Raw genomic sequence first — 13,830 nt, forward strand, 5'->3', positions numbered from 1 at the left:
AAAGCGTGGAAAAGACGCGGATAATCATGCTACCTCTGGCGTTAGGCGAAGATATCCACTGCGCCATTGCCGCGCGCGGCGGCCTGAAGCGAGGCCGGCGCCGCTAACGCTATGTCATCTTCAGCGCCAAACGCGTCCGTGTGTTGGGCGCGGCCAGACTGTTGTTGCGATGAAGACTGCTGCTGTCCGGCAAAGCTTTCGCTACTGATACTGCTTTGTCCCAACTGAATGCCGCTTTCCGCCAACTGAGTGCGCAACATGGGTAGAGCGGCTTCTAGCGCGGCGCGGACATGGCTGTGCGGCGATACCATCTGGAGTTGCGCCTGATTGTCATCCAGCTTGAGCGAAATATGCACCTGACCTAACTCTTCCGGATGCAATCGAAGCTGCGCGCTTTGCTGTCCCTGACGCGTAAATAACATGACCTGCTGACTGAACGTTTGCTGCCATTCATGGCTGCCTAACGGCGCGCTGAGTACCGGGGCTGAGGCGACAGGTAGCGGTTGCGGTTGCGCCGTGGCGCTGCTGAGCGTCGGCATTGCCGCGCCATGCGTTACTGGCGCGGGTGGGCTATCCACCTCCACTTTCGCGCTGGTCGCGGCGGCAGCGACCACCAGCGGCGTCAGTGCTGGACCCGTGGCGCGATCATCGCTGGCGCGCGCAAGCGACGCCTCGGTTTTCCCTTTTTCATGCTCGCTAAAAGAGAGCGTATGTGTCTCTTCCTGCGGCGCCGATGGCATGTCGCCGCGCAACAGTGACGGCAAGGCGATGTGATTTTCAGCCGGCGTCTCTCCGGCGACAGGCGTCGCGACAGGTTGTCCGGGCAGCATGGCGAATAAAGCGCTCAGACTGGCAAGATCCTCATCGCTCAGCGCGGGCGTTTTCTCGTCATGCTGCGCCGTCTTACTCAGTGCGGCCAGAGCGCTGGTTTTCAACGATGGCGTTAGCGTAGACAGTAGATGCTGCGCTTGTGTCAGATCGGTAAGCGTTTCATCCGTCGCATTCGCTTTTTGCGCCAGCAGGTCGGCAAGCTTCACCGCCTGGCCCGGCTCGCCATGTTGGGTCAGTAACCCTTTCGATAATTTGCCGCCTGCCGCCTGTAAATCGGCCAGCGTGATGCGGGCGTCTTTGCCCTGTGCGCCGTCTGCGCCTAACGCGCCCGCCAGGAGCGCCAGAAAGTCCTCGGCTGAACCGGTGGTTTTTCCTGACGTCAGACCCGCGGTCATGTCGGTATCGGTGGTGATCAGTTGGGGCAGGGTGATCATTCGGGTTTCCTCATTGCTGCACGCTGAGCAAATTCATCCATCTTTTTCTGATCCATGCGGTTTTCAGCTAACAGCGCTGCCGCGGTTTGTCGGTCCTGTAAGGTTTGCCAGGCCTGAAGTCGCTGCTTTTTCTCACGCCAGCTCTTCAGCGCCAGGTCGACTTTTTGCGTCCACTGCGTAAGCTGGAGGCGATGCTGCTCTATCGCCTTTTCCAGTGTCTGAATAAACTGCTGATAGTTGATCCAGCGATTACTGGCGATGCCGTTGCCCATATCGGTGTTCAAATTACTGCGATACTCATTCTGATAATCGATCAGCATTTTGAGCTGTTCTTCCGCCTGTTGGCAGCCGCGACGCATTTCGCCCAGTAAACGCGCCGCGTCATCTACCTCTTTTTCGGCCAGATCTTTGAGTGTTTCCAGAGCGCCATGTTGTGCCATGATCGTCGCCCTCCTGCTTTATCACACCGTCGGGAAAATTAAATCGAGCGCCTGCAGAGAGTCCTCCCAGTCGGCCCGTTCAAAAATGCCTTGCTGTAAAAACGCTTCCAGTTGCGGCCATAAGGTAATGGCTTTATCGAGCATCGGATCGCTACCTTTGGCATAGGCGCCGACGCTGACCAGATCGCGGTTACGCTGGAAACTGGAAAGCAACTGTTTAAATAGCCGTACCCGCGCATAGTGCTGCTCGGTAATGAGCGCGGTCATCGCCCGGCTGATTGACGCCTCGATATCAATGGCCGGATAGTGCCCGGCCTCCGCCAGACGGCGGGACAAGACAATGTGCCCGTCGAGGATTGCGCGTGCCGAGTCGGCAATGGGATCTTGTTGGTCGTCCCCCTCGGTCAACACGGTATAAAACGCGGTGATAGAGCCACCGCCATGGATGCCATTACCGGCACGCTCGACCAGCGCCGGCAGCTTTGCGAACACCGAGGGCGGATAACCTTTGGTGGCTGGCGGTTCGCCGATTGCCAGCGCAATTTCACGCTGCGCCATCGCATAGCGCGTCAGCGAATCCATAATCAGCAACACATGCTGTCCGCGATCGCGAAAGTCTTCGGCGATGCGGGTGGCATAGGCGGCGCCCTGCATTCGCAGCAGCGGCGAAACATCCGCCGGGGCGGCAATCACCACCGAACGCGCGCGACCGTCGGGGCCGAGAATATTTTCGATAAAATCTTTAACTTCGCGGCCACGTTCGCCGATAAGTCCCACGACAATCACGTCCGCCCGCGTGTAGCGCGCCATCATGCCAAGCAGAACCGACTTACCGACGCCGGAACCGGCAAAGAGTCCCATACGCTGACCGCGCCCTACGGTTAACAACGCGTTGATAGCGCGTACGCCGGTATCCAACACATGTTCGATTGGCGTTCGCTGTAGCGGGTTAAACGGCGGCGTGATTAACGCGCCGGTTTCCAGCGTATCCGGCGCAGGCAGTCCGTCGAGCGGTTTACCGCCGCCATCCAGCACCCGACCAAGCAGGGCCGGGCCGAGCGGTAGCTGTTTGCCGCTTTGCAGACCGTCGCCATGCCCGTTACGGGCGTAAACGCGGGCACCGGGCAGAATGCCTTCGACCTCTTCCAGCGGCATTAAAAACAGACGCTGGCCGTTAAAACCGACGACTTCCGATTCCACCTCTTTGGTTTCAGGGCCGTCCTGGCGCTCAATAATGCAGGTGGCGCCCAGCGGAAGCTGGAGACCGGTGGCCTCCAGTACCAGGCCAGTGGCGCGGGTTAAACGTCCATAACGACGCACCGCCGGCAATAACGCCATTTTTGCTTCAAAGTTGTCGAGCGCAGTAAGCCAGCGGGTCAGGCGCGTGGTCATCAGAGCACTCCCGGTGCCGCCAGGCGACACAACTCTTGCCAGCGAGTAGCGACGCTGGCGTCCAGATCGCCCTCATCGGCAGAGACTTTACACCCGCCGTGATGCAACGTTGGATCGCCGCGTAACCGCCATCCGTGAAGGCTGAGCGTGGCGCCCAGCATCTCTTCCACCCGCTGTAAGTCGTCCGGATGCACGCGCAACTGCGGCTTGCCGCTAAAGAGCGGCTCTTGCTGCAACAGTTGTTGGATCTGTTTAATCAGCGCCGAGTTGTCCACCGCCGGCGTTTGGCCGATGACCTGACGCGCAGCCTCCAGGGCCATTTGCATCAGCCGTGAGGCGATAACGCTATCGAGCGCGTCAAGCGTGTTCTGAAACTCGCTCACTAACTGCTGCATACGGGCATGAATCGGCGCCTGCTGCGTCTGCGCCTGAGCTTGTCCTTGCTCCAGCCCCTGCGCTAACCCTTCCTGGTATCCCTGCGCGTGTCCTTTTTGCCGTCCCTCCGCCAGCCCGGCGTTATAACCTTGTTCATGGGCCTGTATTTTTAACTGCGCCAGCTCCTGCTCCAGCTGCTGTTCGGCAGTGAGTTCGGGCTCCGGCGTATCGTCTGTCAAGGTCACGTTATCAGCCTCAACCGGCACAAACGTCTCCGGCGGCGGGGCGAGATCGTCGGGGGTCCAGACTTGCCACGGCAATTCATTAGACATAGGTATCCTCGCCGCTGCCAATCACCATTTCGCCGGTTTCCGCCAGACGACGCACAATAAGCAGAATCGCTTTCTGCTCGTTTTCCACCTGAGACAGACGAACCGGGCCACGGTTGGCAAGGTCGTCGCGCAGGATATCGGCGGCGCGCTGGGACATATTGCGCAGGAACTTCTCGCGTAATGGCGGTTCGGCGCCTTTCAGAGCGATCAGCAGCGATTCGGAATCCACTTCCTGCAACAGACGCTGGATACTGCGATCGTCCACATCCACCAGATTTTCGAACAGGAACATCTCGTCGATGATTTTCTGCGCCAGTTCGCCGTCGAATTCGCGCACAGCGGTAATAACCGCTTCTTCCTGCTGCGTTTTCATCAGGTTGATAATTTCCGCCGCGGTTCTTACGCCGCCCATTTTGCTGCGTTTCAGGTTCTGACCGTCGAGCAGGCCATTCAGCACTTCGGTCAACTCCGCCAGTGCCGCCGGCTGTACGCCGCCAAATGTCGCGATACGCAGCATCACATCATGACGCAGACGTTCGTCAAACAGCGCCAGAATATCGGCGGCCTGACTGCGTTTGAGGTGGACCAGAATGGTGGCGATAATCTGCGGGTGTTCATCGCGAATCAGGTCGGCGGCGCTCTGCGGTTCCATAAAGTTGAGCGTTTCGATACCGCTGGTGGTATCGCGCGTTTCCAGAATATCTTCCAGCAGGCTGGAGGCGCGTTCTTCGCCCAGCGCTTTAACCAGTACGGAGCGCAGGTATTCGTTGGCGTTAATATTCAGCGCGGCGAACTGCTCCGCTTCTTGCTCAAACTCTGATAGTACGTCCGTCAGTTGTTTGTTGGAGATCTGACGCACGTTAGCCATCGCCGTACTTAGCGCCTGCACTTCGCGGGTGGAGAGGTGTTTAAACACCTCTGCCGCCCGGTCTTCGCCAATGGTCATCAACAAAATGACGCTTTTATCGGTACCGCTAAGATTACTCATGATCGTTACTCATCCACTGGCGAATGACCAGCGCCACCACGCGCGGATCGTTGTCTGACATTTCGCGAATACGCTGGCTCATCACCTCAGCGCCCAGACGCTGGTTAGCCCGGCGTTGCTGGAGCTGCTCGTCTTTGCTAAGGCGTACTTCCACGGCTTCTTCGGTTTCCTGGCGAACCTGCGCCTGTTCCTGCGCCGCTTTCGCTTCTTCAACACGGCGCGTCAACTGCGGACGTACCGCTTTGCGCCACAGAATCCAGGCCACCACCAGCACCAGTAACCAGCGACCTGCCGCGAGCAACTGATCGATAAAGGACTGCTGTTGCCAGAAGGGCAGTTCGCCGCCGGTGTCATCCACTGCGCTAAACGGTGAATTCACCACGTTTAGCGTATCGCCGCGTTTATCAGAAAAACCCATCGCTTCACGGGTTAGATCCTCGATCTGTTTCATCTGATCGGCGGTCAATGGCAGCGGTTTGCCATCTGCCAGCGTTTTGTAATTCACCACGACGGCCACGGAGAGACGCTCAATATCGCCCACATTCATTTTGGTGTGACGAATGGTGCGGTCCACTTCGTAGTTACTGGTTTCATTACGCTGTGTATTGCGCGGGCCAGCACTGTTACTGTTGGTACTGGTGCTGGTTTGTGGCGTATTCTGCGCGTTTTGTTGATTGGTCGGCGGCGTGGCGATCGGCGCCTCGTTAGGCGGCGCTGGTTGGTTCGACAGCGCGCCAGGCACGCCGCCGGGATAGCCCGCGCCTACCTGTTCGCTAATATTCAACTGACGTGAACGCAGGGTGGCCTTCGACGCATCGCCGTTCGGGCTGTAGTGCTCTTCCGTCTGTTCTTTATTGGCAAAATCCAACTGGGCGGTTACCTGAGCGTGAACATTACCGTTCCCGACGATAGGCGACAGAATGGCTTCGATACGGCGTTGGATGCGGCTTTCCACATCATTAGCAAATTTTAATTGCGCGTCATTAAGGTCGCGACCGCTGGTATTGGATTGCGTGAGCAGATGACCGGATTGATCGACCAGAGTGACGTTTCCTGGCGGCAAACCGGCGACAGCGCTGGAAACCAGATGTACCACGGCGCTAATTTGTCCTTCATCCAGCGCCCGTCCCGGTTCCAGTGTGACGGTGACGGAGGCGGAAGGGGATTTTTGTTCCCGCACAAATAGTGACGGCTTTGGCATCGCCAGGTGAACACGGGCGCTTTTTACCGGACCCAGCGTCTCGATCGTCCGGGCCAGTTCACCTTCCAGCGCGCGCTGGTAATTCACCTGCTCGCTGAACTGACTGATACCGAATTTTTCCTGATCAAGCAGTTCAAAGCCTACCGCGCCGCCTTTAGGCAGCCCCTGCTGCGCCAGACGCAGACGCAGTTCATGCACTTTGTCGGCGGGCACTTCAATCGCGCCGCTGCCATTGGCAAAGCGATAGGGGATATTCATCTGGGTCAACTGCGCGACGATCGCGCCGCCGTCCTGATCGGAAAGGTTGCTAAATAGCGTGCGGTAATCGGGCGTTTTGGCCCACAGCACCATCGCAACGACGATCGCCACGGCAGCGGAACCCGCCACAATTAACGGAATTCGGGGATTCGCGCGTAGGCGATTAAGCCACTCGAGAGGTTTAGGTTGGGTTGCAGTCGATGCAGTCGCACTCATCTCGCACCTCGTGACTGATCGTGGACGGCGTTTTTTGCAAAGTGGAACAAGACTCACTCCCGGGTCAGCAAACTCGAAAAATTGACGGTCTCATTATTTGTGGTTTCGAATTTTTCTATGCGCTAAAAACCGAGGTTTTTTATCGTTATTTAACGCCTTTATCTTATTGACAAACTGGTAATCTCTGCTGCGTAAAAAATCATCCAGGGGAATAGCATGGCAGCAATACAGGGGATTGAAGGGGTTATTAGCCAGTTGCAGGCGACGGCGATGGCCGCGCGCGGGCAAGACACGCACTCGCAGTCGACGGTGAGTTTTGCCGGCCAGCTACATGCTGCGCTGGATCGTATTAGCGACAGACAGACGACGGCGCGCGTTCAGGCGGAAAAATTCACTCTGGGTGAGCCGGGCATTGCGCTTAATGACGTGATGGCTGATATGCAAAAAGCGTCCGTCTCCATGCAAATGGGGATTCAGGTGCGCAATAAGCTGGTCGCCGCGTATCAGGAAGTCATGTCCATGCAGGTTTAAGCCAGGGCTGAAAACCCATCCGCAACGAACTCCCGGGCGCTTACCTAGGTCAGCGGCGGGGGACGCGACGCCCATGCAACCAGTGCGTGATTATGTGGGCTTGTTTTTTGCGAGGCGCGCTCATTTTATTGATAAGCGGGTTGCACATTGTTGCAGGGACTTATTAAAAATAGGGTACGCCTGTTTACTGACGCCATTCATTCCTACTATTCGTTCTGAGGCTATTGTCATTGAGTTTGCAATCCAGAATGTTTCTGCAATATATGCGCCGTTGCGATAATACACGGTAAATTCTTTATTAATGCCTGGAATATCTGTTTCATGGAGATCCAGTATATACCCATACGGGGACAGATTATCAGCGAGACAGCGGGCAATGGCGCTCGGATGTGCATTGACCACTGTGACGGGTGAGTAACGGGCAGCGGCAAGACAGACGACTCCAATAATGGAGATGAAAATAATTTTTATCATTTTTTTGGCTTCTGCTGTGCATAAATAAATCATCACCTGATGGTGTCAGTGAGTAAAAATATAAATACCTGATAGTCTTTTATGGCGTAGACGGAAAATAATAATTATTTTATGTTTTGCTTAAAATAACCCTGGGTTTTTCATCGGCTCAGACAAAATTAATACGGTATACGTTATATAATAGATTTATGCCACGGCGCACAAGACGACCTTGTCTGATTTCTTTTATGCGTTTTAGATTTTTGCCGGTTACGCCGTAAAAGGTCTCCCGCCGTAACGTACAGCGGGAGCATGCGTTTATTTTTGAATCAGATAACGAATTGTCGGGCCATCCTGCTGGATATCCAGCATTGTATAGCCGTGATTGCGCGCATCCAGCGGAATATTATTAATGGATTGCGGACAGTCGCTCACCACCTCCAGGATCTCACCTTTTTTTAACTGCGGCATCGCTTCCAGAGTGGCGACCGCCGGGTATGGACAAGGTTCGCCAACCATATCCAGACGGTAATCAGGGACGATATTTTTCATACAGATTCCTTAGCAGGCGTCAGACCCGCACGGCGGAAAAAACGTTTTTCCCAGCCGATAATTAACATCAGCGCGGCAAATAATAACAGGTAGGTGACCAGCAGACCGCCCAGCGGACCAAAGGTATTCAGCAGGTTAACTTTATCCCAACTGGTCGCCAGCGCGGGCGCGAAATCATCCCAGTAGTAAGCCAGGATGGTCGAACCGATGACATTGCCAAGCCCTACCCACCAGTAATGCACCTGGCCTTCTACGGCGCGGTACATCCAGCCGGTTTCGCAGCCGCCCGCCAGCACGATGCCAAAACCGAACAGCAGTCCGCCAATGACCGCATTCGGGCCAGCCCACATAATTTTAGGTGCAACGCCCAACTGTACGTAGCTGAAAATACCAATGGCGCTGACCGCCATGCCGAAAATAATTGCTTTCGCCATATGGGCGCGTCCGGAGATCCACAGGTCGCGAAAGGCCGAGGTAAAGCAGATTTGCGCGCGCTCGATCAGCAGCCCAAACCCGACGCCGAACAGCATCGCCAGCCCCAGTTTCGGCTGATGCATTGCCGTTAATAACGCCCAGCCAATCATGCCGATAAAGACCAGCATACCGAGCCTGAAACGCCGTCTTGCCTGATCCGGTTTCTGCGTCAGTGGTGAAGCCGCGGAGACCTTTTGCATTTTCACCGGTATGCGAAATATCGGCAGCAACGTAAAGCGGGCGCCGAACCAGGAGCCGATAGCGGTCGCCAGCGCAAAGAACCACGCGTGTAGGGAGAACTGCGGGATCCCGGTAAAAAAAGCGGCCAGGTTACACCCCATCGCCAGACGCGCGCCGAAGCCAGCGATAATGCCTCCGACCACCGCCTGTACGATACGGATTCGGCTGCGCGGCATACGCAGTTTTACGTTGTTGGCCCACAGCGCCGCGGCGAAACAGCCGCCGAACATGCCGAGGATCATCATGCCGTCGATACGCGTCAGCGGCGTACCTTCCAGATGAATCAGCTTGTAGTAGCCCCACTGTTCGGCATGAACGCCAAAAAGCTGCAAAATTTGCCCGCCCCAGCGGGTAAATTCGCCCGTCACGGCCCAGAACGTGCCGGTGATGCCAAAATAGTAGGTAGAGAGAATACCGGCTGCGATCACCGCAGGGGCCGGCGCCCAGAATTTAATTAACCAGGTTTGCTTGAAGTGTTGCCATGACATGTGTTTAGCCTCTGAACTCAGAAGGTGTGAAACAAGAAGTGCGCATACTACACCGATCACAGAATTTGCCTACACCTAATAAGCGGTAATACCGACTGGATCAAATTGCGGTCAGCGCCTGGAAAGGCTGGCGGCGTCAGGGCTTTAATGCCACAATTCCTCTTTCTTCTGATGCAGGATGAATGATGAAAAAAGTAGCGATCGTTGGCGCATTGCTGGTTCTGGCCGGATGCGCCGAGGTGGAAAACTATAATGATGTGGTGAAAACGCCCGCGCCGGCCGGTCTGGAAGGGTACTGGCAGTCAAAAGGCCCGCAACGTAAGCTGGTGAGCCCTGAAGCTATCGCCAGCCTGGTAGTGACTAAAGAAGGCGATACGCTGGACTGCCGCCAGTGGCAGCGCGTTATTGCTCTGCCGGGCAAGCTGACCATGCTCTCCGATGACTTAACCAATGTTACGGTTAAGCGTGAGCTCTATGAGATTGAGCGCGACGGGAATACCCTGGAATATGATGGCATGACGCTGCAACGGGTCGCTCGTCCGACGCCGGAGTGTGCCGCCGCGTTAGAAAAAACGCCGCTGCCGACGCCGCTGCCGTAATTTCGCTTCCCGGCAGCGCTCTGCCGCCGGGAACGCTCATCACACGTCCTCAATGACCCACACGCTGACGCTGCCTGCGTTGCAGAAGAACGTCGCTTCGCCTTGATCATTAGTTACAACATGCTCACTGCGGTTTCCCAGAAAATCACGCCAGGTCTTGTTAGCGTAATTGTCGCCGAGCAGGAGGGTTTTTTCACCGTCGTCGCCATTGGAAAGTACAACCACACAGCCCGGATTCTCTTCAGTACCGCTGCGACTAAAGGCGATACAGTTAGGATGATCGAAAAAGAGAGTTTGTATACCGTGCGCAAAACGCTGACGAGCGAGGATCAGCCGATCCAGTTGGTTAATCACCGGCATGTCGACCCGACAGGTCTCGCCATTTTCGCCGCTATCCTCATAGCTGGCGCCGTATAAATCGGGATAAAACACCGACGGCACGCCGTTTTCACGCAGCAGGATCAGCGCATAGGCCAATGGTTTGAACCAGGGTTCTACTGGCGCTTCCAGCGCCTGTAACGGTTGTGTATCGTGGTTAGCGACCAGCGTCACCGCATGAAAAGGGTCGGCTTCTACCAGCGTGCCGGTGAATATGTGGCGCATGTCATACTCCGCGCCCTGGCGCGAGGCTTCATGAAATTTCATCTGCAACGGCGCGTCGAACAGCATGGTTTTCCCGTCGACCTGATCGATGTACGTTTGCAGTTTATCCACTTCATGCGACCAGTATTCTGCGACAATAAACAGCGGTTTTGGTGCAACCGCCTGTACATGCTCAATCCATTCTTTATAAAACCAGGCGGGTATATGTTTTACCGCGTCCAGGCGAAAGCCGTCACAGTGGGTTTGTTCCATGACCCAACGAGCCCAATATTTAATCTCTTCCGTAACCGCGTGATTGCGAAAATCGATATTTTCACCCATCAGATAGTCGAAATTACCCATCTCATCATCAACCTGATCGTTCCAGCCATCGCCGGTATAGTCATTGACGATCTTAAAAATGCCGTCTTCGTCGGGATTCTCGATGTGATCAATGCCGCTGAAACAGTGATAGTCCCAAATAAAGTTGGAATACTGGCCCGCGCGGGCAGGGAAGGTGTAGCGCGTCCAGCCTTCGCATTCAATGATGTTGTCATCGATTTGCGTGCGGTCATCCTGATTCACGCGCTGAACGCGAATACGTTCTTTTTCGTCTGCGCCCATTTTGTGGTTCACGACGACGTCGAGCAGCACCGCAATATTATTTTTTTTGAGCGCGTCTATCGCCGCCAGTAACTGGCGTTTATCGCCGTACTTTGTCGCGATAGTTCCTTTTTGGTCAAATTCGCCGAGGTCAAACAGGTCGTAGGTATCATAGCCTACGGAATAGCCGCCGGAGGCGCCTTTACAGGCGGGCGGTAGCCAGACCATATTGATACCGATATCATTCAGCCCATCAGCACGTTCCGCCAGCTCAGACCAGAGTTTACCGCCGTCGGGATAATACCAGTGGAAGTACTGCAATAACGTGGGGTTTTTCATCTTCCGTGCTCCAGAAGTCGTTTAGCCGACCTCTGGAGTATGGAAGAATTTTCATACGAGACGGGAAAATATTATGAGGCGCCAGGCGCGTCTGGCACGAGTAACATACCGGAAAGACGGCCATAAGCGTTGTTGAGTGATTTTTGGCGGGTGGATTGTCCGATCAAACTACTGAGTTCATCCAGTCGCTGTTGCAGCAGCCCTTTCAGGAGCTGCTCATTATCCAGCGTTTGTTTGATGTATCCGGCGACCATATCCTGAATACTTCGCGTAATGCCCGGTGGAGTTTGCTTTTCCATCACCGTTTCAATACTTTGCAGATAGGAGACCTCTTGTTGCAGTAAGAGATCCCATTCACCTCGCTGCGCAAGTTCAAGCAGCGATTGACTGAGCAGCGCAATACGCTGCCAACGGTTGATAAACTCCACGGTTGAGGTCATTAACGAGACTCCTGGAAAGATGCTTTCGGTGAAATCTGTTTCCAGGCTTCTGCAATATTGCTGAGTAACCCTTCCACTTCTTCGATGGCCTGAGCGTCGTTACGCAAATTAGCCTGCAGTAAACGGCGAATCATATAGTCGTATAGCTCGGAAAGATTCGTCGCAATCTCACCGCCTTTTTCCTGATCGAGACCGGCTTTCAGCCCGTTATCGATAATATTGATGGCTTTGCTTAACGCTTCACCTTTCGCGACAACATCGCCTTGTTCTAAAAACAGGCGAGCGCGCACCAGAGCGCTATTCGCGCCATCAAACAACATTTCAATCAACTGATGCGGGCTGGCGCTCATCACGGCGCTTTCCACGCTGACTTGCGCATAAGCTTTGATACCGCTCGCGGTGTACATGGTGACCTCTGTTATCAGGACTTGTTCATAGCTGTAAATTGCTGGGTCAAATAACTACTGGTGTTATTCAGTTTACTCATCATGGTATCCAGTTGGGTAAACTGGGCCTTGTAACGGGCAACGGTTTCATCGATGCTATTGCTAACGGACAGGTACTGTTTTGTCAGGCTTTTCAGCGTGGCGTTAACGTTGTCCTGCGCATTATCAATAATGCCGTCATCCGCCAGATAACTTTTCACTTCGGTGGCAATTTTGGTGGTGATACCCGTTTCTTTACCATCGCCTACCAGCAGCTCACGCGCTGCGGCTGTGTTATCTTTCAGTACTTTGGTCAGCTTATCATCATCAATCTTCAGTTTGCCGGAAGTCCCATCCTGGGTGATGCCAATTTCCGCCATTGTTTTGAACGCAGAATTACTGCCGCTATTGGCAAATTGTGCCCGAATCCCGGTCTGGATAGTACGAACCACACTATCGCCTAACAGCGCGCCGTTTTTATCGCTGGCTTCTTCGCCCGGCTCAACGGCGGTATATTTGGTTAACGAGCTAAAGGTATCCACCAGCGAGTTATAGGCATCCACCCAGGATTTAATCGCCTCTTTCGCCTTGGTATCATCTTTCGTTACCGTCACGGTCGCGTCGGTCACTTTCTTGGTCAGGGTGAGTGTAATTCCCTGAGGGGCGTCGGTTACGGTATTGCTCTGACGCTCAATGTCGATGCCGTTTACGTTCAGCTTCGCGTTTTCTGCTTTCACCAGCTCTTGCATGTTGCCGGTATTGGTGGTGCTGTCATAAGCGAGTAGATCGTTAAGTTTTGTATCGCCTTCCACCGTGATCTTCATCGTATTGTCAGTACCGCTATTGGCGGTAAGCACCAACTGGAATTCGTTCTCTTTGACCTTAACGATACTGGCGGCGATACCGCTGTCGGCGTCATTGATGGCGTCACGGATCGCCTCCATGGAGGTGTCGCCTTTATCCAGCTTAATTTCCAGCGGCTCTTTACGTCCCGGCTGTTCAATTTTAATTGTCCGGGACGTGACCGACGTATCGCCCAACTGCTCTTTGGTGGTTGCGAAGGTGGTTTTTGTCGCCAGCGACTGTGCGGCGGCAAGCTGGGTTACGCTAATCTTATAAGTCCCTGCGGCAGCGCCAGCGGTAGTACTGACTTTGAGATCCTCCGTCGTGCTGGACGCCACGGTAGACTTAAATAAATCCGCTTTATTTAACGCGGTATTTGCCGTCTGGAATTTTTCTAATGCGCTTTTCAATGTGCCATAGGCGGTTAGCTTTGCCGAATTCGCGCTCTGCTGTTTGGTAATTGGCGTTAAGCGTCCTTTTTCGTTCTTTGTCAGGTCTGTCAACAACTGGTCTAACGGTAAGTTTGATCCCACACCTAATGATGAAATTGAAGCCATGCCTTCTTCCTTTTTGATTGCAAACAGTAGTTAAGCGCGTTATCGGCAATCTGGAGGCAAAGTTTAATGATAATTTTGCAAAAATAATGCGCGGAATAATGATGCATAAAGCGGCTATTTCGCCGCCTAAGAAAAAGATCGGGGGAAGTGAAAAATTTTCTAAAGTTCGAAATTCAGGTGCCGATACAAGGGTTACGGTGAGAAACCGTGGGCAACAGCCCAATAACATCAAGTTGT

The 13,830-nt window shown here is 54.3% G+C and carries 15 protein-coding genes; 2 read left to right on the forward strand and 13 right to left on the reverse strand.

What is annotated here, in order from left to right:
- Positions 1-41: 41 nt before the first annotated feature.
- From fliK to fliF, 6 genes are read right to left on the reverse strand one after another with little or no spacing between them, the layout of a single operon-like run.
- Positions 42-1,265 (reverse strand): flagellar hook length control protein FliK, encoded by a 1,224-nt coding sequence (fliK, locus tag ACLJRH_RS01770; protein WP_023136535.1) that lies wholly within the window; start codon positions 1,263-1,265, stop codon positions 42-44.
- Entirely contained in the window at positions 1,262-1,705 is a 444-nt protein-coding gene (fliJ, locus tag ACLJRH_RS01775) for a flagellar export protein FliJ (protein ID WP_000046981.1), read from the reverse strand. Before fliJ ends, fliK begins: the two co-directional genes overlap by 4 nt.
- Before the next feature lie 21 nt (positions 1,706-1,726).
- Complete coding sequence (gene fliI, locus ACLJRH_RS01780) at positions 1,727-3,097, reverse strand: flagellar protein export ATPase FliI (RefSeq protein ID WP_000213257.1); 1,371 nt, start codon at positions 3,095-3,097, stop codon at positions 1,727-1,729.
- Positions 3,097-3,804, reverse strand: a complete 708-nt coding sequence (gene fliH / locus ACLJRH_RS01785) for a flagellar assembly protein FliH (protein ID WP_000064158.1) — start codon at positions 3,802-3,804, stop codon at positions 3,097-3,099. Before fliH ends, fliI begins: the two co-directional genes overlap by 1 nt.
- Positions 3,797-4,792 carry a flagellar motor switch protein FliG gene (fliG, locus tag ACLJRH_RS01790; protein WP_000067735.1) on the reverse strand — a complete coding sequence of 332 codons (996 nt, stop codon included), beginning with the start codon at positions 4,790-4,792 and terminating at the stop codon, positions 3,797-3,799. The genes fliH and fliG overlap by 8 nt, the downstream gene beginning before the upstream one ends.
- Complete coding sequence (fliF, locus tag ACLJRH_RS01795) at positions 4,785-6,467, reverse strand: flagellar basal-body MS-ring/collar protein FliF (protein WP_001276830.1); 1,683 nt, start codon at positions 6,465-6,467, stop codon at positions 4,785-4,787. Before fliF ends, fliG begins: the two co-directional genes overlap by 8 nt.
- 216 nt (positions 6,468-6,683) lie before the next feature.
- Here fliF and fliE point away from each other — a divergent pair, with 216 nt between their 5' ends.
- The gene (gene fliE, locus ACLJRH_RS01800; RefSeq protein ID WP_001529222.1) at positions 6,684-6,998 is read left to right on the forward strand and encodes a flagellar hook-basal body complex protein FliE; all 315 of its coding nucleotides are present in this window, start codon (positions 6,684-6,686) and stop codon (positions 6,996-6,998) included.
- A gap of 120 nt (positions 6,999-7,118) precedes the next feature.
- On the opposite strand, the gene ACLJRH_RS01805 is transcribed toward fliE, so the two are convergent.
- The 3 genes from ACLJRH_RS01805 to yedE form a co-directional block, all read right to left on the reverse strand.
- Complete coding sequence (locus ACLJRH_RS01805) at positions 7,119-7,505, reverse strand: hypothetical protein (RefSeq protein WP_080187403.1); 387 nt, start codon at positions 7,503-7,505, stop codon at positions 7,119-7,121.
- Positions 7,506-7,769: 264 nt separating this feature from the next.
- Complete coding sequence (gene yedF / locus ACLJRH_RS01810) at positions 7,770-8,003, reverse strand: sulfurtransferase-like selenium metabolism protein YedF (protein ID WP_023223116.1); 234 nt, start codon at positions 8,001-8,003, stop codon at positions 7,770-7,772.
- Positions 8,000-9,262: a selenium metabolism membrane protein YedE/FdhT gene (yedE, locus tag ACLJRH_RS01815; protein ID WP_323808606.1), complete on the reverse strand. Its 1,263-nt coding sequence runs from the start codon at positions 9,260-9,262 to the stop codon at positions 8,000-8,002. Before yedE ends, yedF begins: the two co-directional genes overlap by 4 nt.
- 128 nt (positions 9,263-9,390) lie before the next feature.
- Here yedE and yedD point away from each other — a divergent pair, with 128 nt between their 5' ends.
- Complete coding sequence (yedD, locus tag ACLJRH_RS01820; protein ID WP_000754694.1) at positions 9,391-9,804, forward strand: lipoprotein YedD; 414 nt, start codon at positions 9,391-9,393, stop codon at positions 9,802-9,804.
- Positions 9,805-9,843: 39 nt separating this feature from the next.
- On the opposite strand, the gene amyA is transcribed toward yedD, so the two are convergent.
- The 4 genes from amyA to fliD all read right to left on the reverse strand — a co-directional run bounded on the left by amyA (position 9,844) and on the right by fliD (position 13,593).
- A complete protein-coding gene (amyA, locus tag ACLJRH_RS01825; RefSeq protein ID WP_000795474.1) occupies positions 9,844-11,328 on the reverse strand; it encodes an alpha-amylase in 1,485 nt (494 codons plus the stop codon).
- 71 nt (positions 11,329-11,399) lie between these two features.
- On the reverse strand, positions 11,400-11,768 hold the full coding sequence (gene fliT / locus ACLJRH_RS01830; protein ID WP_000204899.1) for a flagella biosynthesis regulatory protein FliT: 369 nt from the start codon (positions 11,766-11,768) through the stop codon (positions 11,400-11,402).
- Positions 11,768-12,175, reverse strand: a complete 408-nt coding sequence (fliS, locus tag ACLJRH_RS01835; protein ID WP_000287764.1) for a flagellar export chaperone FliS — start codon at positions 12,173-12,175, stop codon at positions 11,768-11,770. The genes fliT and fliS overlap by 1 nt, the downstream gene beginning before the upstream one ends.
- Before the next feature lie 14 nt (positions 12,176-12,189).
- Positions 12,190-13,593 (reverse strand): flagellar filament capping protein FliD, encoded by a 1,404-nt coding sequence (gene fliD, locus ACLJRH_RS01840; RefSeq protein ID WP_000146806.1) that lies wholly within the window; start codon positions 13,591-13,593, stop codon positions 12,190-12,192.
- Positions 13,594-13,830: the final 237 nt, after the last annotated feature.

Origin of the sequence: Salmonella sp. SAL04162 (assembly GCF_046551535.1) — a bacterium.
Lineage (GTDB): Bacteria > Pseudomonadota > Gammaproteobacteria > Enterobacterales > Enterobacteriaceae > Salmonella > Salmonella enterica.

Bases quoted from the DNA above. Each gene is read 5' to 3' on its own strand.
- fliG (WP_000067735.1), bottom strand. From the start codon at position 4,792: ATGAGTAATCTTAGCGGTACCGATAAAAGCGTCATTTTGTTGATGACC.
- fliH (WP_000064158.1), bottom strand. From the start codon at position 3,804: ATGTCTAATGAATTGCCGTGGCAAGTCTGGACCCCCGACGATCTCGCC.
- yedD (WP_000754694.1), top strand. From the start codon at position 9,391: ATGAAAAAAGTAGCGATCGTTGGCGCATTGCTGGTTCTGGCCGGATGC.
- fliF (WP_001276830.1), bottom strand. From the start codon at position 6,467: ATGAGTGCGACTGCATCGACTGCAACCCAACCTAAACCTCTCGAGTGG.
- ACLJRH_RS01805 (WP_080187403.1), bottom strand. From the start codon at position 7,505: ATGATTTATTTATGCACAGCAGAAGCCAAAAAAATGATAAAAATTATT.
- amyA (WP_000795474.1), bottom strand. From the start codon at position 11,328: ATGAAAAACCCCACGTTATTGCAGTACTTCCACTGGTATTATCCCGAC.
- fliS (WP_000287764.1), bottom strand. From the start codon at position 12,175: ATGTACACCGCGAGCGGTATCAAAGCTTATGCGCAAGTCAGCGTGGAA.
- fliJ (WP_000046981.1), bottom strand. From the start codon at position 1,705: ATGGCACAACATGGCGCTCTGGAAACACTCAAAGATCTGGCCGAAAAA.
- fliD (WP_000146806.1), bottom strand. From the start codon at position 13,593: ATGGCTTCAATTTCATCATTAGGTGTGGGATCAAACTTACCGTTAGAC.
- fliT (WP_000204899.1), bottom strand. From the start codon at position 11,768: ATGACCTCAACCGTGGAGTTTATCAACCGTTGGCAGCGTATTGCGCTG.
- fliI (WP_000213257.1), bottom strand. From the start codon at position 3,097: ATGACCACGCGCCTGACCCGCTGGCTTACTGCGCTCGACAACTTTGAA.
- fliE (WP_001529222.1), top strand. From the start codon at position 6,684: ATGGCAGCAATACAGGGGATTGAAGGGGTTATTAGCCAGTTGCAGGCG.
- fliK (WP_023136535.1), bottom strand. From the start codon at position 1,265: ATGATCACCCTGCCCCAACTGATCACCACCGATACCGACATGACCGCG.
- yedF (WP_023223116.1), bottom strand. From the start codon at position 8,003: ATGAAAAATATCGTCCCTGATTACCGTCTGGATATGGTTGGCGAACCT.